A 22,226-nucleotide genomic window follows, 5' to 3' on the forward strand; every position below is an offset into this window, starting at 1 on the left:
GGTCGTGGACGGCTAGTGCGAATAGGGTTTGCGGTTCGGTTGGCCGTTCGGCCGACTCTCACGGCGCAAAAAGGCAACGCCTTGTATCCCATCAGGTGCCCCGGCGCTATGCGCGGAACGCTGTTCTGGACGACTGCCTGCAGAAGAATGCGTCTTCCCGCCAGAGTGTGGACGACGAGACCCCTTTGAGGCCTTCGGGCCATTGCCGGGCCGCCCGTCAGCATGTCGCGCTTCGCCGCCATGTCGGCCTTCACCCGGGCGTCCATCGCCGTGCTTGCCGGCGCTATGGTGGCGTCCGTCGGAATGTCGTTCGTCGCTACGACGCCCGTCACCGTGGCGTCCCTCGCCATGCCTTGCACCTTGCGGACGCTGGCCTGGGCGGCCTCCGCGGCCCTGTCGTTGCTGCGGCGCGGGAGGACCCGCATCGCGGCGGCCGGCGTCGGTGCGGAGATCTTCGCGCGGCAGTGCCACCTTGATCAGCCGTTCGATGTCGCGGAGATAGCTGAGTTCCTCGCCGCCTGCGACCAGCGAGATCGCGGTGCCGTCGGCGCCGGCACGCGCGGTGCGGCCGATGCGGTGGACGTAGGTTTCCGGCACGTTGGGAAGGTCGAAATTGATGACGTGGCTGATGCCGTCGACGTCGATGCCGCGGGCGGCGATGTCGGTGGCGACCAGGGTGCGGATCTCGCCCGAGCGGAACTGGGCCAGCGTCCGTTCGCGATGGTTCTGCGACTTGTTGCCGTGGATGGCGCTGGCGGGGATGCCGGCCTTCTCGAGCGACTTCACCACCTTGTCCGCGCCGTGCTTGGTGCGGGTGAAGACCAGGGCGCGGTTGACCGGCTCGTCCTTCAGAAGCTTGGTCAGGAAGGCGGGCTTGGCGGAGAAATCGACCTGGACGATGCGTTGATTGATGCGCTCGGCGGTCGAGGAGACCGGGGTCACCGCGACGCGGGCGGGGTCCCGCAGCATCGCGTTCGCCAGCTCGGCGATGTCCTTGGGCATGGTGGCCGAGAAGAACAGCGTCTGCCGCTTGATCGGCAGCTTGGCGACGATTTTGCGGATGTCGTTGATGAAGCCCATGTCGAGCATGCGGTCGGCTTCATCGAGCACGAGGAATTCGACGCTCGAGAGCTTCAGCCCGTTGCTCTGCACGAGGTCGAGCAGGCGGCCGGGGGTGGCGACCAGCACTTCGACGCCCTGCATCAGCGAGCGGACCTGGCGGCCCATCGGAACGCCGCCGATGGCGAGCGTCGAGGACAGGCGGATGTGGCGGCCATAGGCGTTGAAGCTGTCGAGGATCTGGCCGGACAGCTCGCGGGTCGGCGACAACACCAGGACGCGGGTCGTCTTGGGCTGCGGCTTGATACGGTGCTCGAGCAGGCGGTGCAGGATCGGCAGCGCGAAGGACGCGGTCTTACCGGTACCGGTCTGGGCGATACCGACGACGTCGCGGCCGGTCAGCGCCGTGGGGATGGTCTGGGCCTGGATGGGGGTGGGGGTGACGTAGTTCTCTTCTTGAAGAGCGCGCGCGATGGGTTCGGCGAGGCCGAAGTCCTGAAACGAAGTCAAAAGAGGGGTTCTTTCCATGTCAAAGGCGCAACGCCCGGCGCATTCAGCGCGGCGCACGCAAAAGGGTGTCGAGAAGACACCTGCGTGTTTGGGGTGTCGGATGGCTTGGGAGATATGGGGCAAGCCAGAGGCCCGTAAGGGCTTAAGAACACGCGGCTCGCGACGACCGCTTGATTCGCAAGAGGTCTCGGCCGCTCATATGGAACATCGAGGGGGCGCTTTCAAGGCAGCTCGTCCAAAAAGGCCGGTTGCGGTGCAGAAATAGTTATGCCGGAAATTTAGCCAGAAAGGGCATTTTGCTCAGAAAATGACCAGCCTGCCGCTTTGGCATACATTTGGATTGCTCAAGTTTTGGGCTGGTTCGAGGTCGGGACACTTTGATTTCGGCAAATTTTGTTAGCAAAACCAATTGGTTGGTGGGTGCTCAGTCCATGGCATGGTTCTTGCGAATCCGTTAATCGCAGGCGGCCGTGGGGCCGTTTCGCAGCGTTTTCACGTCTGCGTCAGGGAGATGAGATACTCATGTTTAGCAAATCCACTCACGATATAGCGGCGTCATTTAGCCGCCGCGGCCTGCTCGCCGCGACCGCCGGACTGGTGCTCGGTCTGGCTTCATTGACTGGCGCCAAGGCCGCGGATGACACCATCAAGGTCGGCGTGCTGCACTCCCTTTCCGGCACCATGGCCATCAGCGAAACCACGCTGAAGGACACCATCCTTTTCCTGATCGACGAGCAGAACAAGAAGGGCGGCGTTCTCGGCAAGAAGCTCGAGGCCGTCGTCGTCGACCCCGCGTCGAACTGGCCGCTGTTCGCCGAAAAGGCGCGCGAGCTGATCACCAAGGACAAGGTCTCGGTCGTGTTCGGCTGCTGGACCTCGGTGTCGCGCAAGTCGGTGCTGCCCGTCTTCAAGGAGCTGAACAACATCCTGTTCTACCCCGTGCAGTACGAGGGTGAGGAGAGCGAGCGCAACGTGTTCTACACGGGTGCGGCGCCGAACCAGCAGGCAATCCCCGCCGTCGACTACCTGATGAAGGACGAGAAGGTGAAGCGCTGGGTGCTCGCGGGCACCGACTACGTTTATCCGCGTACCACCAACAAGATCCTGGAAGCCTATCTGAAGTCGAAGGGTGTCGCTCAGGAAGACATCATGATCAACTACACGCCGTTCGGTCACTCCGACTGGCAGACGATCGTGGCCGACATCAAGAAGTTCGGCTCGGCCGGCAAGAAAACCGCCGTGGTCTCGACCATCAACGGCGACGCCAACGTTCCCTTCTACAAGGAGCTCGGCAACCAGGGCATCAAGGCAAAGGACATCCCGGTCGTCGCGTTCTCGGTGGGCGAAGAAGAGCTCGCCGGCATCGACACCAAGCCGCTGGTCGGCCATCTCGCCGCCTGGAACTACTTCCAGTCGATCAAGTCGCCGGAGAACGAGAAGTTCATCAAGGCGTGGCAGGCCTACACCAAGAATCCGAAGCGCGTGACCAACGATCCGATGGAAGCGCACGTGATCGGCTTCGACATGTGGGTCAAGGCGGTCGAGAAGGTGAAGTCGACCGATCCGGACAAGGTGATCGACGCTCTCCCGGGCATCGAAGCCAAGAACCTGACCGGCGGCGTGTCGAAGATGCTGCCGAACCACCACATCACCAAGCCGGTGTTCATCGGCGAGATCAAGGGCAACGGCCAGTTCGACGTGGTCTGGAAGACCCCGGGTCTCGTCGCGGGCGATGCCTGGTCGAAGGAGCTCGACGGCTCCAAGGACCTGGTCGGCGACTGGGTCGGCAAGAAGTGCGGCAACTTCAACACCAAGACCAACAAGTGTCTCGGTTCGGGCTCCTGATCCGGATCTGACACGCCATACACGCCCGGAGAAGGCGGCGATCCCGCCGCCTTCTCCACTCATTTCTGCCGGGGTCATTCACAGTGCCAGCCCATTTGTCCGCGCGCCTCTGCTCGCTTGCGCTCTCGTTGTTCCTGATCGCGTTCGCGTTGCCGGCCTTCGCCGGTCCGTTCGAGGATGCGGTCGCCAAGTTCGCCAACGATGATTATTCCGATACGGACGAGGCGATCGGCGTGGTCGCAAGTAGCGGCAATCCGCTGGCTTTCCCCATCATCAGTGCGCTTCAGGACGGCCGCCTGATGGCCGACCCTGACAGCAAGAAGGTTTACGTCACCGGTACCGACGGTAAGTCGATCGACGCCGCGACCGGCCAGGCGGTGGCGAGCGTTCCCGACAGCGCGAGCGCAGTCCGCCTCAACAACCGCCTGCGCCGCAGCGTCGACGCAGCTCTCGGCAGCCTGACGCTCCAGTCGCCGGACGTCGGAACACGGCTGCAGGCCGCGCAATCCGTCTTCAAGTCGCATGAGGAGACCGCGCTCGAGCCGGTCGATGCCGCGCTCGCCAAGGAAACCAACAGGTCCGTCAAGGCTGCGCTCGGCGACGCCCGCGCGGCCATCCTGCTGTTCAAGTCGGACGCCAGCGAGGTCGAGAAGCTGGAGGCGGTGGCCACCCTCAAGGGGCGCGGCGACCAGGAGGCGCTGGCCCTGCTCACAGGCATGGGCGACCAGCCGGCGTCTGTGACCAAGGCCGCTACGAGCGCGATCGGCTCGATCCAGAATTCGCTCGCGATCTGGTCCATGGTGCAGAATGCCTGGTATGGCCTCTCGCTCGGCTCGGTGCTGCTGCTCGCCGCGATCGGGCTCGCCATCACCTTCGGCGTGATGGGCGTGATCAACATGGCGCATGGCGAGATGGTGATGATCGGGGCCTACACCACCTTCGTGGTGCAGGAGGTGATCCGCACCCGCTATCCCGGCCTGTTCGATTATTCGCTGCTGATCGCGGTGCCGCTGGCCTTTGTCGTCGCCGGCGCGATCGGCGTGCTGATCGAGCGCAGCATCATCCGTTTCCTCTACGGGCGACCGCTGGAGACGCTGCTCGCGACCTGGGGCCTGTCGCTGGTGCTGCAGCAGGCGGTGCGCACCATGTTCGGTCCGACCAACCGCGAGGTCGGCAATCCCTCCTGGATGAGCGGCGCTTTCGAACTCGGCCAGATCACCATCACCTATAACCGGCTCTGGATTCTCGTGTTCACGCTGGCCGTGTTCGCGATCCTGCTCGCGATGCTGCGCTACACCGCGCTCGGCCTCGAGATGCGCGCGGTGACGCAGAACCGCCGCATGGCGGCCTCGATGGGCATCGCCACCTCGCGCGTCGACGCGCTGACCTTCGGGCTCGGCTCGGGCATTGCCGGCATCGCCGGCGTGGCGCTGTCGCAGATCGACAATGTCAGTCCCAATCTCGGCCAGAGCTACATCATCGACAGCTTCATGGTCGTGGTGTTCGGCGGCGTCGGCAATCTCTGGGGCACGCTGGTCGGCGCCTTCACGCTCGGCATCGCCAACAAGTTCCTGGAGCCGGTCGCCGGCGCCGTGCTCGGCAAGATCGCCATCCTGGTTCTCATCATCCTGTTCATTCAAAAGCGCCCGCGCGGACTGTTCGCGCTCAAGGGCCGTGCGGTGGAAGCATGACCCCTCACATGCTGACGCGCTCGCTGGACCGCGGCGCGACGATCTTCCTTGCCGTCGTCGCAGCCTGCGGCATCCTGATCCCGCTCTCCAACCTGCTGCTGCCCGCGGGCTCATTCCTGCAGGTGCCGACCTATCTCGTCGCGCTCTGGGGCAAATATGTTTGCTACGCGATCCTGGCGCTCGCGATTGATCTGATCTGGGGCTATTGCGGTATCCTCTCGCTCGGCCACGGCGCGTTCTTTGCGCTCGGTGGCTACGCGATGGGGATGTACCTGATGCGGCAGATCGGCGCCCGCGGCGTCTACGGCAATCCGATCCTGCCCGACTTCATGGTGTTCCTGAACTGGCAGAAGCTGCCCTGGTACTGGTACGGCTTCGACATGTTCTGGTTCGCAGCGCTGATGGTGCTGGTCGTGCCCGGCCTGCTCGCCTTCTGCTTCGGCTGGCTTGCCTTCCGCTCCCGCGTCACCGGCGTGTATCTGTCGATCATCACGCAGGCGATGACCTATGCGCTGCTGCTCGCCTTCTTCCGCAACGACTTCGGCTTCGGCGGCAATAACGGCCTGACCGACTTCAAGGACATCCTGGGCTTCAACGTCCAGGCGGAAGGCACCCGCGCGGCGTTGTTCGCGCTGAGCTGTCTGGCGCTGATCGCAGGCTTCCTGATCTGCCGCGCCATCGTCTCCTCCAAGCTCGGCAAGGTGTTGATCGCGGTGCGTGATGCGGAATCGCGCACGCGCTTCCTCGGCTACCGCGTCGAATCCTACAAGCTGTTCGTGTTTACGGTCTCGGCCTGCATGGCCGGGGTCGCCGGCGCGCTCTACGTGCCGCAGGTCGGCATCATCAACCCAAGCGAATTCGCGCCCGGCAATTCGATCGAGGCGGTGATCTGGGTCGCGGTCGGCGGCCGCGGCACGCTGGTCGGTGCCGCGCTTGGCGCCGTCGTCGTCAACTACGCCAAGACGTTTTTCACCTCGGGCATGCTCGCGCCGTACTGGCTGTTCATGCTCGGCGCGCTGTTCATCCTGGTGACGTTGCTGCTGCCCAAGGGCATTGTCGGCACCTTCAACGCCTGGTGGGACTCGTCGAAAGATAAACGCAACGCCGCGAGCGCTGCGGCCGAGGACGGCGTCACCGAACCCAAGATGGCGGAGTAGGCGCAAATGAACGTCATGGACAACCGCGCAACCTCCGCAATGCTCTATCTCGACGGCGTGCACGTCTCGTTCGACGGCTTCCACGCCATCAACAATCTGTCGCTGACGCTCGAGCCCGGCGAGATGCGCGCCATCATCGGTCCGAACGGCGCCGGCAAGACCACGATGATGGACATCATCACCGGCAAGACCAAGCCCGACGAGGGTACGGTTCTGTTCGACGGCGTCACGGATCTGACGCGGCTCGACGAGACCCGCATCGCCGAGCTCGGCATCGGTCGCAAATTCCAGAAACCGACCGTGTTCGAGAGCCAGACGGTGCAGGACAACCTCCTGCTCGCGCTCAATGTCGACCACAGCGTCAAGGGCACGCTGTTCTGGCGCGGCAGCAAGGCCGAGTCCGAGCGCATCGACAAGGTGCTGGAGACGATCCGTCTCACCGAGGCCCGTAACCGCCTGGCCGGCAGCCTCAGCCACGGTCAGAAGCAGTGGCTGGAGATCGGCATGCTGCTGGCGCAGGACCCGAAACTGCTCCTCGTCGACGAGCCCGTTGCAGGGATGACCGACGTCGAGACGCATCTCACGGCCGAGCTGCTGAAGGAGATCAACAAGACCCACACCGTGATGGTGGTCGAGCACGACATGACCTTTGTGCGCGAGCTCGGCGTCAAGGTCACCTGTCTGCACGAAGGCACCGTGCTCGCCGAAGGAACCATCGACCAGGTTTCATCCAACGAGCGGGTCATCGAAGTTTATCTGGGACGCTGAGCGATGCTTGAGGTCAAGGATATCAATCTGTTCTACGGCGCGGCGCAGGCGCTGCGCGGCGTCTCGATCTCGGCCGAGCCGGGCAAGGTGACCTGCGTGCTCGGGCGCAACGGCGTCGGCAAGACCTCGCTCTTGCGCGCGATGGTCGGGCAGTACCCGATCTCGTCGGGCGCGATCGTGCTCGACGGCAGCGACATCACCGGCCTCAAGCCCTATGAGCGGGCGCGCAAGGGCATCGGCTTCGTGCCGCAGGGCCGCGAGATCTTCCCGCTGCTGACGGTCGAGGAAAACCTCAAGACCGGCTTCGGTCCGCTCAAGCGCGAGGACAAGCACATTCCCGACGACGTGTTCTCGCTCTTCCCCGTGCTGCAATCCATGCTCGGCCGGCGCGGCGGCGATCTCTCCGGTGGCCAGCAGCAACAGCTCGCGATCGGTCGCGCGCTGGTGATGCGGCCGAAATTGCTGCTGCTCGACGAGCCGACCGAGGGCATCCAGCCCTCGATCATCAAGGACATCGGCCGCGCCATCTCCTATTTGCGCAACCTCGGCAACATCGCCATCGTGCTGGTCGAACAATACCTCGACTTTGCCTGCGAACTCGGCGACAGTTTTGCCGTGATGGATCGCGGCGCGGTGAAATTCACCTGCGATCGCGCCAATTTGGACGCGAGCGAGATCAGCCGCCAGATGGCGCTGTAAGCCGTTCTGCCGCGACCGGCTGGGGAGGCGGATGCGCAGCGACGTTACGGTCACGTCAGGAGTTTTCGAGGCAAACCGTGCCCGCGGCGCGGTGCGCTTCGACGTCCATGCGCGTGACGGCATGACGCGGCGCGGCGTCTTGCATGAATCCGGCTCGCTGCGCGTGCGTTTTCCCTCGCCGGAAGGCGAGGGGCTCTCCGGCGTGTTCGTCAACACGGCCGGCGGCGTCGCCGGCGGGGACAGTTTTGAGATCGACATCGCGGCGGGCCAGGGCTCGCGGCTGACGCTAACGACCGCGGCCGCCGAAAAGGTCTATCGCGCCCCGGGAGCGGCAGCGCGGCTCAATATTTCCTTGAAGGCCGACGCGGGTGCGCATCTGTCCTGGCTGCCCCAGGAGACCATTCTGTTCGATCGCGCCCGCGTCCATCGCCGCTTCGACATGGAGCTTGATGAGGCGGCCTCGCTGCTGCTCTGCGAGATCGTCGTGTTCGGCCGCATTGCCATGGGCGAGCGGATGGAGCAGGGCGAGTTTGTCGACCGCTGGCGGCTGCGTCGTGGTGGCAGGCTGGTGTTCGCCGAGACCATCAGGCTCGACGGCAATATCGGCGCAAAACTTGGGCGATCAGCCGTCGCCAAAGGCGGTGCCGCGATCGGCACGGCGCTGATCGTGCCCGGTGACGAGGCTCTGGTCGAGCGCATTCGCGAGGCCTCGGACTCATTCTCCGGCGAGGTCGGAATCTCCGCGTGGAATGGCTTTGCAATGGCCCGGTTCTGTGCCCAAGATGCGGCGCGCTTGCGAGCCGACATGATGGCCGTGCTGGCGCGCACTGGAACGGCCCTGCCGCGACTCTGGCTGAACTGACCGGCTGAATTGACGTGTTGAACGGAAGAGATTCTTCATGAACCTGTCTCCCCGCGAAAAGGACAAGCTTCTGATCTCGATGGCGGCGATCGTGGCCCGCCGTCGGCTGGACCGCGGCGTCAAGCTCAACCATCCCGAGGCGATCGCCGTCATCTCCGATTTCATCCTCGAAGGCGCACGCGACGGCCGCACCGTCGCCGAGCTGATGCAATCCGGCGCGCAGGTCCTCACCCGCGACCAGGTGATGCCGGGCATTCCCGAGATGATCCACGACATCCAGGTCGAGGCGACGTTTCCGGACGGCACCAAGCTCGTCACCGTGCACGAGCCGATCAGGTAATTCGAATTCGTCATTCCGGGGCCCCCGCAGGGCGAACCCGGAATCCAGAGATTGTTGATCGAGATCCCGGCCTTCTCGCTGCGCGAGCCCCGGAACGACGAGGAGGATAGAATGATCCCCGGCGAACTCTTCATCCAGGACGGCGAGATCGAGCTCAATGCCGGCCGCAAGACCGTGACGCTGACGGTCGCCAACACCGGCGACCGTCCGATCCAGGTCGGCTCGCACTACCATTTCTTCGAGACCAACCCCGCGCTGAAATTCGACCGCAAGAAGGCTCGCGGCATGCGCCTCGACATCGCCGCCGGCACTGCCGTCCGCTTCGAACCCGGCCAGACCCGCGACGTGCAGCTCGTCGCGATGGCGGGGAAGAAGACGATCTACGGCTTCCGCGGCGACGTCATGGGGAAGCTGTGATCTCCACAGGAACGAGCGCGGCGCGGCACGGTTGAGGCGGAAACGGAGGTATTTCCCATGCTCTCACCCATCCGCCTCATCTCTGAAGCCGCCGAACTCGCCGCGCGCCGCCATAACGGCATGGTGCGCAAGGGACGCGACAATGAGCCCTACATCAATCATCTCGCCGAGGTCGCGAACCTGCTCGCGACCGCGACTGACGGCGCCGATGCCGAGCTGGTCGCGGCCGGCTGGCTGCATGATTCGATCGAGGATACCGACACCACGCGCGAGGAGCTGGCGCAGCGACTTTCCGAGGGCGTTGCCTCGCTGGTCGCGGAGTGCACATACGACATGAGCCGGCCGAAGGCCGAGCGGCGGCAGAAGCAGATCGAGGACGCGCCGCACAAATCGCCGGGCGCCAAGCTGATCAAGATCGCCGACAAGATCAGCAACATCGGCGCGCGCATTCATACGGATCCGACCACCGAAGAGCGTGACGACCTCGCCGACTACAGCGATTGGGCCGAGCAGGTGGTGGCCGGCTGCCGCGGCGGCAATGCGTGGCTCGATACGAAATTCGATGATGCCGTGAAAGCAGCGAAGGCCTTGCTGTGAGTCACCAAACAATCAAACGCAAACGGGGCTTGTGATGTCCGTCAAGATGAAACGTTCCGTCTATGCCGACATGTTCGGCCCGACCACCGGCGACAGGGTGCGGCTGGCCGACACCGACCTCATCATCGAGGTCGAGAAGGATTTCACCATTTATGGCGAGGAGGTGAAGTTTGGCGGCGGCAAGGTGATCCGCGACGGCATGGGGCAGTCGCAGGTCACCAACAAGCAGGGCGCGGCCGACACCGTCATCACCAATGCGCTGATCGTCGATCACTGGGGCATCGTCAAGGCCGACGTCGCGATCAAGGACGGCATGATTTCGGCGATCGGCAAGGCCGGCAATCCCGACATCCAGCCGGGCGTCACCATCATCATCGGTCCCGGCACCGACGTGATCGCGGGTGAGGGCAAGATCCTCACCGCCGGCGGCTTCGACAGCCACATCCATTTCATCTGCCCGCAGCAGATCGAGCACGCGCTGATGTCTGGCGTCACCTCGATGCTGGGCGGTGGCACCGGCCCGTCGCATGGCACCTTCGCGACCACCTGTACGCCGGGACCGTGGCACATGGGGCGGATGATCCAGTCGTTCGATGCCTTCCCGGTCAATCTCGGCATCTCCGGCAAGGGCAACGCCTCGCGGCCCGCCGCCCTGGTCGAGATGATCAAGGCCGGCGCCTGCGCGCTGAAGCTGCACGAGGACTGGGGCACGACGCCGGCCGCGATCGACAACTGCCTCTCGGTCGCCGATGCTCACGACATCCAGGTGATGATCCACACCGACACGCTGAACGAATCCGGCTTCGTCGAGGATACGATCAAGGCCTTCAAGGGCCGCACCATCCATGCCTTCCACACCGAGGGCGCCGGCGGTGGTCACGCCCCAGATATCATCAAGGTCGCAGGGCTCAAGAACGTGCTGCCGTCCTCGACCAACCCGACCCGGCCCTTCACGCGCAACACCATCGACGAGCATCTGGACATGCTGATGGTGTGCCACCACCTCGATCCCTCGATCGCGGAGGATCTGGCATTCGCCGAGAGTCGTATCCGCAAGGAGACCATCGCTGCGGAAGACATTTTGCACGATCTCGGCGCGCTCTCGATGATGTCGTCGGACTCGCAGGCGATGGGCCGGCTCGGCGAGGTCATCATCCGGACCTGGCAGACCGCGGACAAGATGAAGAAGCAGCGCGGGTCACTGCCGCAGGACAAGGGCAAGGACAACGACAATTTCCGCGTCAAACGCTACATCGCCAAATACACCATCAACCCCGCGATCGCGCACGGCGTGTCGAAGCTGATCGGGTCGGTCGAGAAGGGCAAGCTTGCCGATCTCGTGCTGTGGTCGCCGGCCTTCTTCGGCGTCAAGCCGGATTGCATCGTCAAGGGCGGCACCATCGTCGCAGCTCCGATGGGCGATCCCAACGCCTCGATCCCGACGCCGCAGCCGGTGCATTACCAGCCGATGTTCGGCGCCTTCGGCAAGGCGCGCACGGCATCGTCCGTGGTGTTCACCTCGAAGGCCGCGATCACCGGCGGTCTCGCGCGAAAGCTCGGCATCGAGAAGAAGCTCTATGCGGTCCAGAATACCCGCGGCAAAATCTCGAAGAAGAGCATGATCCACAACGACGCCACGCCCAATATCGAGGTCGATCCGGAGACCTATGAGGTCCGCGCCGACGGCGAATTGCTCACTTGCGCACCCGCAGAGGTGCTGCCGATGGCGCAGCGATATTTCATGTACTGAAATAGCGCCTCAACGCATGTCCCCGGCAAGCGTCCGGGGGCGGCTTTTACGGTTTTGCGTTCGATCCCGCCTGGTCTAATGTCCCGCCCGGTATCGTAACCCAGAAGAAAAGCCGGGAGGATTTCTCGTGATCTATGTCGTTGCCACCCTGACCATCAAGCCCGAGACGCGCGCCGAATTCATTGCAGCCGCCACCGCCTGCATCAAGGAGACGCGGAAGGAGCCCGGCAATATCGCCTATGATCTGCATGAAAGCGTCACCGATCCTGCCAAGATGGTGTTCGTCGAGCAGTGGGAGAACGCCGAAGCGCTGGTGCCGCATCGTGGCATGGAGCACATGAAGACGTTCGGTCGCGTGGCGGTCAAGTGCTTCACGGCACCGCCGAAGATCGAGGTGATCACGCCCGAGAAGGTCGAGACAAGGTAACGGGGTAAAAGCGCATGATCCGGGCGACGCAGGTCAGGGGACAGCACCGCTTCACGGAAGCGCCGGCGGATACGGTGGTGCTCGATTTCGACGACCGTCACCGCCGCCGCATGGCGATGACAGGAACGCGGGGGCTCGAATTCCTGCTCGACCTGGAACAGGCGGTCGCACTGCGCGGCGGCGATGCGCTGGTGCTGGAGGACGGCCGGCTGGTCGAAGTGGTCGCGGCGCCCGAGCCGCTGCTGGAAATCCGCGGCCGCGATCCGCATCACCTCATCCGCGTCGGCTGGCACCTCGGCAACCGTCATCTGCCGACGCAGATCATGGCCAAGGCCCTGCGCATTCGCCGCGATCACGTCATCGAGGCGATGGTGAAGGGCCTCGGCGCGCGCGTGATCGAGATCGAGGCGCCGTTTGATCCCGAAGGCGGCGCCTATGCGGATGCCGGCCACGCGCATGGCCACGACGATCATGCGCATCATGATCACGGGCATCATCATGACCATGGTCACGATCACCACGGCCATGATCATCACGCTCATGACCACCAACACCATGATCATGCCGCGCATGATCATGGGCACGATCATCACCATCACCACGACGAGCATTGCGACCATCCCGACCATCACCACGGCCACAAGCATGCTCATGACCACAAATGAGCCGGTCAGCGCCGGCGGCCTTGCCGAGGGCGAGGCGGCGGCGCTGTACCGGCTGATGACCTGGCTGTCGCCGGCATTCCCGGTCGGCGGCTTCTCCTATTCCAGCGGCATCGAATGGGCGGTCGAGGCGGGCGACATCGTCGACACGGCCACGCTGGCCGACTGGCTCGACGCAATGCTCGGCGACGGCTCCGGCTTTTGCGACGCGACGTTTCTGGTGCATGCCTATCGTGCTGCTGAGAAGGGCGAAGATGCGACCTTGAGCGATATCGCCGAGCTCGCCGCAGCAATGGTGCCGTCGCGCGAGCGGCAATTGGAGACGAGCTCGCAGGGCCGCGCCTTCATCGACATTGCCCGCGCCGCGTGGGATGCCGATGGGCTGGATGCCATGGTTGCGGCATGCCGCGCGCCACCGGTTTATCCGGTCGCGGTCGGTGTGGTTGCCGCAATGCACGGCGTGCCGCTGGCGCCGACGCTGCACGCCTTCCTGCATGCTGTCGTCTCGAACTGGATTTCCGCGGCCAGCCGCCTCATTCCGCTCGGCCAGACCGACAGCCAGCGCGTGCTGGTGAGGCTGGAAGCCGCGGTGGCCTCGACTGCGAATCGTGCGCTGAGTGCGACATTGGACGATCTCGGCAGCGCGACCTTCCGCGCCGACCTCGCCAGCCTGCGGCACGAGACACAATATACACGGCTGTTCCGCTCGTGAGAGCGGCGCAGCCCTCACCATCGAGAGCGAGCGAATCACATGTCTAAATCTCACGGCCCCTTGCGTGTCGGCGTCGGCGGTCCGGTCGGATCGGGCAAGACCGCGCTGATGGACCTGCTCTGCAAGACCATGCGCGAGCGCTATGACATCGCCGCGATCACCAACGACATCTACACCAAATGGGATGCCGAGTTCCTGGTGCGTTCGGGCTCGCTGACGCCGGACCGCATTGCCGGCGTCGAGACCGGCGGCTGCCCGCACACCGCGATCCGCGAGGATGCCTCGATGAATCTCGCCGCGGTGGCGGACATGCGCGCCAAGTTTCCGGGGCTCGATCTCGTGCTGATCGAGTCCGGCGGCGACAATCTCGCTGCCACTTTTTCCCCGGAGCTGGCCGACCTGACCATCTACGTCATCGACGTGGCCGCCGGCGACAAGATCCCGTCCAAGGGCGGCCCCGGCATCACCCGGTCCGACCTGCTGGTCATCAACAAGATCGACCTCGCCCCCCATGTCGGCGCCTCCCTGGAGAAGATGGACACCGACGCCAGGCGCATGCGCGGCGAGCGTCCCTTCGTCATGACCAATCTGAAGAAGAGCGAGGGCCTTGACCGCATTGTCGGCTTCATCGAGGCCAAAGGCGGCCTGAAACGGACGGGCTGACAGCGCGACGACTTGGCGCATGCTTTTTTCGCCGTTAACCTTGGGGCCGGGCCGCAGCCACGGAACAAATTTCGGACACGGCGATTAATTACCTCCGGTGCCCGGTCAATTCATCCCGGCCAGACCATCGGCCGGGCGGATTAAGCTTTCCAGGCGACCCAAGTTGCGTACCGATGCCTCCTCCTTCATTATCTCTGCCACCGGGGTTCACCCTGTTTCGGCACATGGCCGTTCGAGCGGCGCTCATATGCTCCTTGTTTATTGCCGACCTCCTGCTTTCGCCTGAGTAGTCGCGTGGTCCGGCTGGGTTTCATCATCGGTTTCATCGCTCTGCTCGGAGCCTTGCTCTCCGGGCTTGCGGCTTATCGCGTCCACGACCAGGAGCTGGCGCTGGACCGGATCGCGCTTGCGCGCGCGATCGACGTTCATGCCAGTCTGGTCCAGGACCGGCTTACCGAGCGCGAGCTGCTCGCACGCGTCGCCTCGGGCCTGTTCCGCACACCATCCGTGATCAAGCCGAACATGCTGGAGCCGCTGCGCTCGGCCATCTACGCCTTCAAGACCGATTTCGTGGTGGCCGGCTGGATCGCCCGGCTGAAGCCGAACGAGCTTACGGCGGCGCAGGCCGCCATTGGAGGCGCCGGCTTCCCCAATCCGAAGATCCGCACCTTTGACGACAAGCCGATCAATCCGGCCGAGATCACCCAGCCGATCGATGTGCTGTTGGATCTCGAGCCGCGCAGCGACGAGACCAAGGCTCTGCCTGGCCGTAGTTACGACCAGGATCAGGTTCGCAGCGCTATGTTGACACGGGCCCGGCTCGAGAAGCGGTCGGTGGCTTCGGACCCAATTCCGCTGTTGCGCGGCAACGGGCCGGTCGGGATCATTGTGGCAGCTCCCGTCATTCCCGAGGGTGCGACCGAGCCAGCCGGGTTCGTCACGTTTTCCTACGAACTCGCCTCGCTGATGCTGACCAATGACGATATGTCGTTGTTCTCGGTCGCGCTCAGGGACCCGCGCAAGGAAGGTGGCGAGCTCGTTGCCAACGACCAGGGCATCGTCTCCACGCGCATGACGACGACGGACGGGCCGACGCCATCGGCGACGCGCACGGTGAGCTTCGGCGGCCGTGACTGGCAGCTGGGTTATTACGCCAAGACCAACTCGGCGCGTCGCGCCGAGCAGACCGCGATCATCGTGGCGGCGATCGGCTTTGCGATCACTGCGATGGTGTGCGGCCTGTTCGGCTATGTCGCCTACAACAATCTGCGGCTCAGCCGGGAAATCCAGGTCAGAATCGGCTTCGAGCGCCGGCTGACCGCGGTGATCGACGAGCTCAACCACCGGGTCAAGAATATCCTTGCAGTGATCCAGTCGATCGTGACGCGCACCTTGCGTCACGGCTCGGACATCGACGTCGCCCGCGAGCTTCTGATCGGGCGCATCCATGCCATGTCCAACGTGGTCTCGCTGCTCAGCGAGAGCCAGTGGCAGGGCGTCAAGCTGAAGGGCCTGTTTGAGGCGCGCGCCATCCCCCATGCTGACCGCATCGCCGTCACGGGGCCTGATATCGCGGTCAGCGCGCGCGCGGCGCAGAGCCTCTCGCTGCTGTTCTTCGAACTCGCCTCACATTCCGACGAGGGCCTGTCGCTGGTTGGAAAACATCCGCACATCACCGCCAGTTGGACGGTGACGGGCGAGGGGGCCGATGAGGTCTTCCATTTCCGCTGGGAGGAGCTCAACACCAGCGAGGCGACCCGCCGCCCCGATTCCGATTTCGGCCTGATCCTGCTCGACCGTGTCGCCCCCGAGGCGCTCGGCGGCACCGCCAAGCGCTATTTTACCGATGCCTCCTATGTCTACGAGCTGACCGCGCCGATGGAGACGGTGATCGACATGACCGAGCGCGACCGCACGGACAAGATCTCCGCGCCGGTGAGGCCCGCGCGATAGAAGCCGCCGGCTTAAGCCTCGGCCTAACCCTTGGGGCTTAACCCTTGGGCCGCAACACCAGGTCGACCAGATTGCGGGCGTAGGCGGGCGTGATGGGCGCGATGCCGAAGACGTAGCGATAGAACAGGCTGCCATAGATCGCGTCGTAAAGATCCTCAGCCTGCCCTTCGGCCAGGATGCTGCCGTCGTTCTGGCCTGCCGCGATCATCTCGACCAGCGCGTCACGACGGAATTGCAGATAGCGGGCATAGAACAGCTCGGCCGAGCCGGTTTTGGAAATGCATTCGGAGATCACCGCGAGCTGGACCTTGCCGAACTCACCCTGGAGCGCCTCGGCGTAGGCTGCGGCATGGCGGCGGGCGCGTGCCGCGGGGTTGCCGGAGCCCTCCGGGGGCAGCGGCAGCATCTGCGCGGCATGTTGAAGAAAGGCGTCGATCAGGAGCGCCTCGCGGGACGGCCACCATTTGTAGATCGTCATCTTGGAGACGCTGGAGTGGCGGGCGACCGCGTCGATGGTGGTAGCGGCAAGGCCGGTCGAAGCCATCAGCGCATAGGCGCTTTCGAGAATCGCGTTGCTGGTCTCGATCGACCGAGGCCGGCCGCGCCGGGGCGTGCTCTCGGTCTCCCCACCCCCGCTTTTCACCATCGCCACGCCCGGTCTCCTCACGCAGAGCTTCTCCGCATAGCGCAGCCGCTGCTTTCGGCCTAGCAGAATCGCACGATTCTCTGGCCAGAGTGTTTTCGAGCGAAGTGGATCCCGGCTCGCGTGGAACCTAAAGCGCGATGACGATTCCTCCTCATCGCATCGCGCATTAGGTCTGTTGCCGCAAGACCTTCGGCAGATCCTGCCACTTCGACCAGGCGACGTAGTAGGCCACCGCGGTCATCGCGGCGAAGCCGGCGAGGCTCACCACGATCTGCATCACCACCAGATTGGCGCTGGTGATCAGGATGAGATGGCCGGCAAACGAAAGGAATACCCCGACGCAGAACACGGCGAGCCATTCCTCGCCGCATCTGATGACCGCCTGCAGCGGCTTCAATTGCAGGCCGGGATGATCGGCCGGAATGAGATGGGTCGCCAGAAAGGCGAGTGCGAGGAAGTGAAGCACGCGATAGGGCGCAAGGTTTTCCTTGTCGGTCGGCGCGATGCTGTCGAGGAGGATGTCCGGCAGGTAAGCCGACATTGCCGGCGAATGGCGCAGCAAGGTGATGGCCATCGCGAATACGAGATAGGTGCCGGCGAGAATCCGCAGCCAGGGCATGTCGCGTAGCGCGCGTCCGGGCGCGCCTGTCACGGCGAACCAGCCCCCGAGCACCATCAGCATCTGCCAGCAGAGCGGATTGAAGGTCCATTCCTGGTCCGGATAGACCCGGAAATTCCAGTCGAACCAGCGTGCGGCAAGGTACAGCGCGACCGATGCCGCCAGGGTCAGGTTCGGCCACCGCAACAGGCCCCACAGCGCGAACGGAAAGAAGGCCATCAGCGGGATCATCAGCTGCAGGAGGTCGAGGTTCAGCGGCTCCTCCTGGAGCACGAGGCCGCGGACCAGGATCCTCAGCGGGTGCTCGAGGATGCCCGAGATGTTGTATTCGTGGATGATCTCCGGCGCCATCGATTGCGAGGCGACGTAGGCGATGGTGTCGATATAGATCACGAACAGCACGACATAGGCGGCGTAGAGTCGCCAGACGCGGCGGAAGATGCGCGTCGCCGCCACGAGGTAACCCCGTTCAAGCTCCATCCGGCCGTGGATGATGGCGACGCCATAGCCCACGACGAACACGAACAGGTCAGCGGCGCCGCTGAAGCCGAAATTGCGCAGCGTCAGCAGGTTGACGACGTTGTTCGGGATATGGTCGACGAAAACCGACCAGTTGGCGATACCGAGCGTCAGATACAGCCTGGCGTCGTGATGGAATGCGGCGAGGTTCGCCTTAACGGACGGTTTCATTGATTAAAATAGCTTTGGGAATCAGGGTGATACTTTTAACGGCAACTGCCTGCCCATCCGAGTAGCGTTTGCGTGATGGCTGGGGGCATCCGCCGTTATGGCGCGAAATTGCGCGGTGTCTTATGGACGTTCTGATTGATGCGCTCGGAGGACTTACAACGAAATTTTCTAACCTGTTCTTACCGCTATTCGGCGGGCTCGGCCGACGCCTCGTCAGGAACGCCGGCGCGACTCGCCATGATGCCGAGGGCGACGCCTCCGATCGCCAGGATCGGCAGCAGTCGCTTGACCCCGATGGCACGAACGATCTGCAGCCCGGTGGCGAGCAGCATGGGGTCCGCGAGCATGCTCTGCGCTGCCGACTTGGCGGCGCGCTCGGCCGCGATCCGGGCACGCTTCTGCACCTCGCGCTTGTAGCCCCAATAAGAACCTGCCGCTGCCAGCGTCAGCAGGAAGAAGATGCCGGCGCCGGCCAGACAGGCCTGCACCGGGCCATATTTCTCGAGCACCGAGATGAAGGCGGCGGCGCAAAGGAAGCACGTCGTCACGAACAGCGCGAAGGCCGCGCCCGCGGCAAGCGAGGTCAGCCGCACCGTCGTGCCGGTGGATGCACTGATCCCGTCGATGATGCGCTGAAACATGGCCCTCGCTCCTCAGTTCCCCGCAAGCCAAACCGTCACGGGCCGACACCGGCAATGCGCCGGTGCCGACGCCTCAACACGCGTCCCGCAAATCTTACCGGCGCCAGGCGGCACCGATCAGAAAGCCGATGCCGAGCGCGAGTCCGACGGTCGCAAGCGGCCGCTGTGTGATCGCGTCTTCGAGCGTCTCCTCGATCGAGCCGTAGGCTTCCTGGGCCGCGCCCATCATTGCACTGCCGCGCTCTGACACGTCGTCGAGCGCGGTATCCATGTTCTCGCGCGCCTGACGATAGCCGCGGCGGGCCTGCTTGCTGGTGGAATTGGCAAATGTGTTGAGCGCGTCGGTGATCTGGTCGGTGAGGGCGGCGATATCGCTTTTCACGGCTGCTACATCCTTCTCGAGGCGTTCTCTGGTGGCTTTGTCGGTCCAGTCTTTCATCCCGGCTTCGGCATCGGTCGTGGACATCGGGAGCTCCAAACTGTTGACGGCTGAGATAGCCGGAAAACGTTTCGTCGTCGGGGAAGTTCCGTTCGCGGAAACCGGTCAGTCCTGCGGAAGCTGCGGCCCATCCGCCGGTAACAGATGCTCCTTCAGGATCAGCGCGACGATCAGGAGCGGCGACGACAGGAATGCGCCCATTGGGCCCCACATCCAGGTCCAGAAGGCCAACGCGAGCAGGACTGCTAGTGCATTCAGCGCCAGCCGCCTGCCAATGATCGTGGGGGTGATGAAGTGTCCTTCCAGAAAGGTAAGACCGCCGAAAGCGAGTGCCGCCATCAGACCGCCGCTGATGGTCGGAAAGGCGACCAACCCGACCACAACCAGCACCGCGAACATCGCGACCGGCCCGATGATGGGGATGAAGTTGAGCGTTGCCGCGAGCGCGCCGAGCCCGGCCGGATTGGGCATTTTAGTGAGCGCGCAGATGAGACCGGTGCCGACACCGACGCCGACATTGATGAGGGTCACCGTCAGGAGATAGTTGCCGAGATGTACCTCGATCTCGTTGAGAATCCGGAGCGTGCGGAGCCGCGCGTCACGATCGCTGAAGGTCATGATCATGGCCCGCCGCAGGTCGCGCCAGCTGGCGATGAACAGGATGAGGGTGACGAAGAATAGCAGGAATTCGGTAAAGGTCGGTGACAGGAATTCGAGGGTCGGCTGCACCCACTCGACTTTCGGCATCTGGAAGTTCGGCAGCCCTTCCGATCCGCCGACCATGGTCTGCAGCTCGCGCCACAGCGCCAGCGGCCGGTCGAACACGTGCAACTTGTCCTTCAGTTGCGCGCCGAGCTCCGGCAGGCGCGTGCTCCACTCCATCACCGGAGAGGCGATCAGCGCCACCACGAAGGCGACCACGGCGGTCCCCGCGACCACAATCAGAACGGCACCTACGCTGCGCGGCACCTTGTACCGCTCCAGAAAGCCCGCCGCCGGCGACAGCATGGTGCCGGTGACGAAGGCCATCACGACCGGCAGGAAGAAAGCTCTTCCAACGTAGAGCACGGTAACGACCGCAATCAGTAACAAGCCGGCAAGCGCGAAGGCGACGAATTCTGTGCGGCGGATGACTGGCGGCAGCTCGATATGGCTGTCGGGAAGCGGGCTGCCTTCGCTGTTGCCGGAAATCAGACTTTCACTGGGAAGGACGCGCACAATCTTTCTCCCGCACGGAAGCCTCGCACCGCGCGCCCATTGATTTGCCGATAATGCGCGAGCCGAGCGGCGGTTCCATCGCGGCTTCGTGAACGCGCGCTCGCTTGACTGTGACAAGGATGCCGCGCGAAGGGCCGGAACCTGTATCGCTCCCGCGGCGTTTGTTCGCAAGCGCATCACCCTGATGCACGCATCCAACGGGGCAGCACATGACAAAGTTCTCTGCAGTCCGTCGCAGCTTCTCGCCGCGCGCCGTCACCGCCTTCGCCTTCGCAACCGCTCTGCTGACGGTGCCTTTCGATGGCGCGAGCGCGCAGACATTCGGCTATGCTCCGATGCAGCCGCAGGCATATCCGCAGGAGCAGGGTTATGCGCAGGGCTACGTGAATGAAGCGCCGCAGCCGCAGGCGGCGGACGAGGATGCCCAGCTGCCCGATCGTCTGCGCAAGCAGATCGTCGGCTTCGACCGCAGCGAGCCGGCCGGCACCATCGTCATCGATACCAACAACACCTATCTCTACTACGTGCTCGGCAATGGTCGTGCGATCCGTTACGGCGTCGGCGTCGGCCGCGAAGGCTTCACCTGGTCCGGCGTGCAGAGTGTCAGCCGCAAGGCGGAATGGCCGGACTGGCATCCGCCGGCCGAGATGATTGCGCGCCAGCCCTATCTGCCGCGCTTCGTCGCCGGCGGTCCCGGCAACCCGCTCGGCGCGCGTGCGATGTATCTCGGCTCCAGCGAATACCGCATCCACGGCACCAACGATCCCTCTACGATCGGCAAGTTCGTCTCCTCCGGTTGCATCCGCATGACCAACGAGGACGTCACCGACCTGTTCAGCCGCGTCAATGTCGGCGCCAAGGTCGTGGTGCTGCCGAAGAACGCGCCGCTGATGGCCAAAGGCAGCGACCCCGCGCGTAAGCGTCCAGCCGTGACGGCGATGCCGTCGGGCCGGCAGGCGCTGAACATCGCGACGTCGGCCGTGAACTAGGAGTAAGAGTGAGCCAAATGAGCAGACGCCTGATTGGCAAAGTGGCTGGCGGTACGGCGATCATGGTCGTCGTCTCCGCCGGTCTTGCATTCGCACCGTCGGCGCACGCGGAGGATTTCTTCTCGGCGCTGTTCGGTGCGTTCGGAGGGCGGCCTCCACAGATCCGGACGCCGTTCCCTGGTGATGACATGCCGCGCTACGATGTCCCCCGGCAACGCGCCGCCTATGGCGGCGGCACGGCCTATTGCGTGCGCGGCTGCGACGGCCGCTACTTCCCGGCGCAGGGCAATGATGCCGAGAGCAAGGCGCAATCCTGCAAGAGCTTCTGCCCGGCGTCGGAGACCTCGCTCGTCTATGGCGGCAACATCGACGACGCCGCGACCGACAAGGGAAAATCTTATTCCGAATTGCCCAATGCGTACCGCTATCGCAATGAGATTGTCGCGGGCTGCACCTGCAACGGCAAGGATCCGGTCGGGCTTGCGCAGGTCAAGGTCGAGGACGATCCTACCCTGCGCAAGGGCGATATCGTCGCCGGCGCCGATGGCCTGGTGGTCGCCAGCCGCAATGCCAACGACCGCCGCGGCGTCGCGATGAATTTTTCGCCGCTGCCGGAATCGGTGCGCGCCAAATTCCGCCAGGTGCCGGTGGTGGCGAAGGAGTAGGGCGGCGGCTTCACGTGGGGCCCAGCGCTCCCGCCTCAATCTCCGCTGTCATCCCGGACAAGCGAAGCGCAGATCCGGGATCCATAACCACAGGGAGGAGTTACGGCACGAGCCGGCAACCACGAGCCTTCGCCAAACTACTCCCTGTGATTATGGATCCCCGCGTTCGCGGGGATGACACCGGAGGTGTAGGGGCAGCTTCTATCT

At 64.1% G+C, this 22,226-nt stretch carries 23 protein-coding genes; 17 read left to right on the forward strand and 6 right to left on the reverse strand.

Annotated features, from left to right (window positions below; genetic code table 11):
- Positions 1 to 12 precede the first annotated feature (12 nt).
- Positions 13 to 1,587, reverse strand: coding sequence for a DEAD/DEAH box helicase (locus GGD67_RS30640; protein WP_179738070.1), 1,575 nt, complete (start codon positions 1,585 to 1,587; stop codon positions 13 to 15).
- Positions 1,588 to 2,091: 504 nt separating this feature from the next.
- On the opposite strand from GGD67_RS30640, the gene urtA reads away from it, so the two are divergent.
- The 15 genes from urtA (at position 2,092) to GGD67_RS30715 (ending at position 16,112) form a co-directional block, all read left to right on the forward strand.
- A complete protein-coding gene (gene urtA, locus GGD67_RS30645; protein ID WP_179738072.1) occupies positions 2,092 to 3,414 on the forward strand; it encodes an urea ABC transporter substrate-binding protein in 1,323 nt (440 codons plus the stop codon).
- A gap of 83 nt (positions 3,415 to 3,497) precedes the next feature.
- A complete protein-coding gene (gene urtB / locus GGD67_RS30650; protein ID WP_018318773.1) occupies positions 3,498 to 5,105 on the forward strand; it encodes an urea ABC transporter permease subunit UrtB in 1,608 nt (535 codons plus the stop codon).
- On the forward strand, positions 5,102 to 6,262 hold the full coding sequence (gene urtC, locus GGD67_RS30655) for an urea ABC transporter permease subunit UrtC (RefSeq protein ID WP_018318772.1): 1,161 nt from the start codon (positions 5,102 to 5,104) through the stop codon (positions 6,260 to 6,262). The genes urtB and urtC overlap by 4 nt, the downstream gene beginning before the upstream one ends.
- 6 nt (positions 6,263 to 6,268) lie before the next feature.
- On the forward strand, positions 6,269 to 7,030 hold the full coding sequence (gene urtD, locus GGD67_RS30660) for an urea ABC transporter ATP-binding protein UrtD (RefSeq protein ID WP_018318771.1): 762 nt from the start codon (positions 6,269 to 6,271) through the stop codon (positions 7,028 to 7,030).
- A gap of 3 nt (positions 7,031 to 7,033) precedes the next feature.
- Positions 7,034 to 7,729: an urea ABC transporter ATP-binding subunit UrtE gene (gene urtE, locus GGD67_RS30665; protein WP_018318770.1), complete on the forward strand. Its 696-nt coding sequence runs from the start codon at positions 7,034 to 7,036 to the stop codon at positions 7,727 to 7,729.
- A 31-nt stretch (positions 7,730 to 7,760) separates the two neighbouring features.
- Entirely contained in the window at positions 7,761 to 8,591 is an 831-nt protein-coding gene (locus tag GGD67_RS30670; protein ID WP_179738074.1) for an urease accessory protein UreD, read from the forward strand.
- A 37-nt stretch (positions 8,592 to 8,628) separates the two neighbouring features.
- Positions 8,629 to 8,931, forward strand: a complete 303-nt coding sequence (locus tag GGD67_RS30675) for an urease subunit gamma (RefSeq protein WP_179738077.1) — start codon at positions 8,629 to 8,631, stop codon at positions 8,929 to 8,931.
- Between the two features lie 111 nt (positions 8,932 to 9,042).
- The gene (locus tag GGD67_RS30680; RefSeq protein WP_026202067.1) at positions 9,043 to 9,348 is read left to right on the forward strand and encodes an urease subunit beta; all 306 of its coding nucleotides are present in this window, start codon (positions 9,043 to 9,045) and stop codon (positions 9,346 to 9,348) included.
- A gap of 57 nt (positions 9,349 to 9,405) precedes the next feature.
- The gene (locus GGD67_RS30685; RefSeq protein WP_179738079.1) at positions 9,406 to 9,945 is read left to right on the forward strand and encodes an HD domain-containing protein; all 540 of its coding nucleotides are present in this window, start codon (positions 9,406 to 9,408) and stop codon (positions 9,943 to 9,945) included.
- A 34-nt stretch (positions 9,946 to 9,979) separates the two neighbouring features.
- Positions 9,980 to 11,695 carry an urease subunit alpha gene (gene ureC / locus GGD67_RS30690; protein ID WP_179738081.1) on the forward strand — a complete coding sequence of 572 codons (1,716 nt, stop codon included), beginning with the start codon at positions 9,980 to 9,982 and terminating at the stop codon, positions 11,693 to 11,695.
- A 127-nt stretch (positions 11,696 to 11,822) separates the two neighbouring features.
- Complete coding sequence (locus GGD67_RS30695) at positions 11,823 to 12,122, forward strand: putative quinol monooxygenase (protein ID WP_018318764.1); 300 nt, start codon at positions 11,823 to 11,825, stop codon at positions 12,120 to 12,122.
- Positions 12,123 to 12,136: 14 nt separating this feature from the next.
- Positions 12,137 to 12,787, forward strand: a complete 651-nt coding sequence (locus tag GGD67_RS30700; RefSeq protein WP_018318763.1) for an urease accessory protein UreE — start codon at positions 12,137 to 12,139, stop codon at positions 12,785 to 12,787.
- A complete protein-coding gene (locus tag GGD67_RS30705) occupies positions 12,768 to 13,496 on the forward strand; it encodes an urease accessory protein UreF (protein WP_179738165.1) in 729 nt (242 codons plus the stop codon). Before GGD67_RS30700 ends, GGD67_RS30705 begins: the two co-directional genes overlap by 20 nt.
- A gap of 39 nt (positions 13,497 to 13,535) precedes the next feature.
- Positions 13,536 to 14,159 (forward strand): urease accessory protein UreG, encoded by a 624-nt coding sequence (ureG, locus tag GGD67_RS30710; protein WP_018318761.1) that lies wholly within the window; start codon positions 13,536 to 13,538, stop codon positions 14,157 to 14,159.
- A gap of 294 nt (positions 14,160 to 14,453) precedes the next feature.
- Positions 14,454 to 16,112 carry an HWE histidine kinase domain-containing protein gene (locus GGD67_RS30715; protein ID WP_179738084.1) on the forward strand — a complete coding sequence of 553 codons (1,659 nt, stop codon included), beginning with the start codon at positions 14,454 to 14,456 and terminating at the stop codon, positions 16,110 to 16,112.
- Between the two features lie 37 nt (positions 16,113 to 16,149).
- Here GGD67_RS30715 and GGD67_RS30720 read toward each other — a convergent pair whose 3' ends face one another.
- From GGD67_RS30720 to GGD67_RS30740, 5 genes are all read right to left on the reverse strand, one after another.
- A complete protein-coding gene (locus GGD67_RS30720) occupies positions 16,150 to 16,758 on the reverse strand; it encodes a TetR/AcrR family transcriptional regulator (protein ID WP_179738167.1) in 609 nt (202 codons plus the stop codon).
- A gap of 166 nt (positions 16,759 to 16,924) precedes the next feature.
- Complete coding sequence (locus GGD67_RS30725; RefSeq protein WP_018318758.1) at positions 16,925 to 18,067, reverse strand: OpgC domain-containing protein; 1,143 nt, start codon at positions 18,065 to 18,067, stop codon at positions 16,925 to 16,927.
- 185 nt (positions 18,068 to 18,252) lie between these two features.
- On the reverse strand, positions 18,253 to 18,708 hold the full coding sequence (locus GGD67_RS30730; protein ID WP_018318757.1) for a hypothetical protein: 456 nt from the start codon (positions 18,706 to 18,708) through the stop codon (positions 18,253 to 18,255).
- 94 nt (positions 18,709 to 18,802) lie between these two features.
- Positions 18,803 to 19,174: a YqjD family protein gene (locus tag GGD67_RS30735; protein ID WP_026202065.1), complete on the reverse strand. Its 372-nt coding sequence runs from the start codon at positions 19,172 to 19,174 to the stop codon at positions 18,803 to 18,805.
- A gap of 78 nt (positions 19,175 to 19,252) precedes the next feature.
- Positions 19,253 to 20,365 (reverse strand): AI-2E family transporter, encoded by a 1,113-nt coding sequence (locus GGD67_RS30740; protein ID WP_018318756.1) that lies wholly within the window; start codon positions 20,363 to 20,365, stop codon positions 19,253 to 19,255.
- A gap of 209 nt (positions 20,366 to 20,574) precedes the next feature.
- On the opposite strand from GGD67_RS30740, the gene GGD67_RS30745 reads away from it, so the two are divergent.
- Together GGD67_RS30745 and GGD67_RS30750 are read left to right on the forward strand one after the other, a co-directional pair.
- Positions 20,575 to 21,354 carry a L,D-transpeptidase gene (locus GGD67_RS30745; RefSeq protein ID WP_179738086.1) on the forward strand — a complete coding sequence of 260 codons (780 nt, stop codon included), beginning with the start codon at positions 20,575 to 20,577 and terminating at the stop codon, positions 21,352 to 21,354.
- Positions 21,355 to 21,371: 17 nt separating this feature from the next.
- Positions 21,372 to 22,019, forward strand: coding sequence for a DUF2865 domain-containing protein (locus tag GGD67_RS30750; protein ID WP_179738088.1), 648 nt, complete (start codon positions 21,372 to 21,374; stop codon positions 22,017 to 22,019).
- The last annotated feature ends 207 nt before the right edge of the window (positions 22,020 to 22,226 follow it).

The organism is Bradyrhizobium sp. IAR9 (assembly GCF_013408065.1).
Taxonomy (GTDB): domain Bacteria; phylum Pseudomonadota; class Alphaproteobacteria; order Rhizobiales; family Xanthobacteraceae; genus Bradyrhizobium.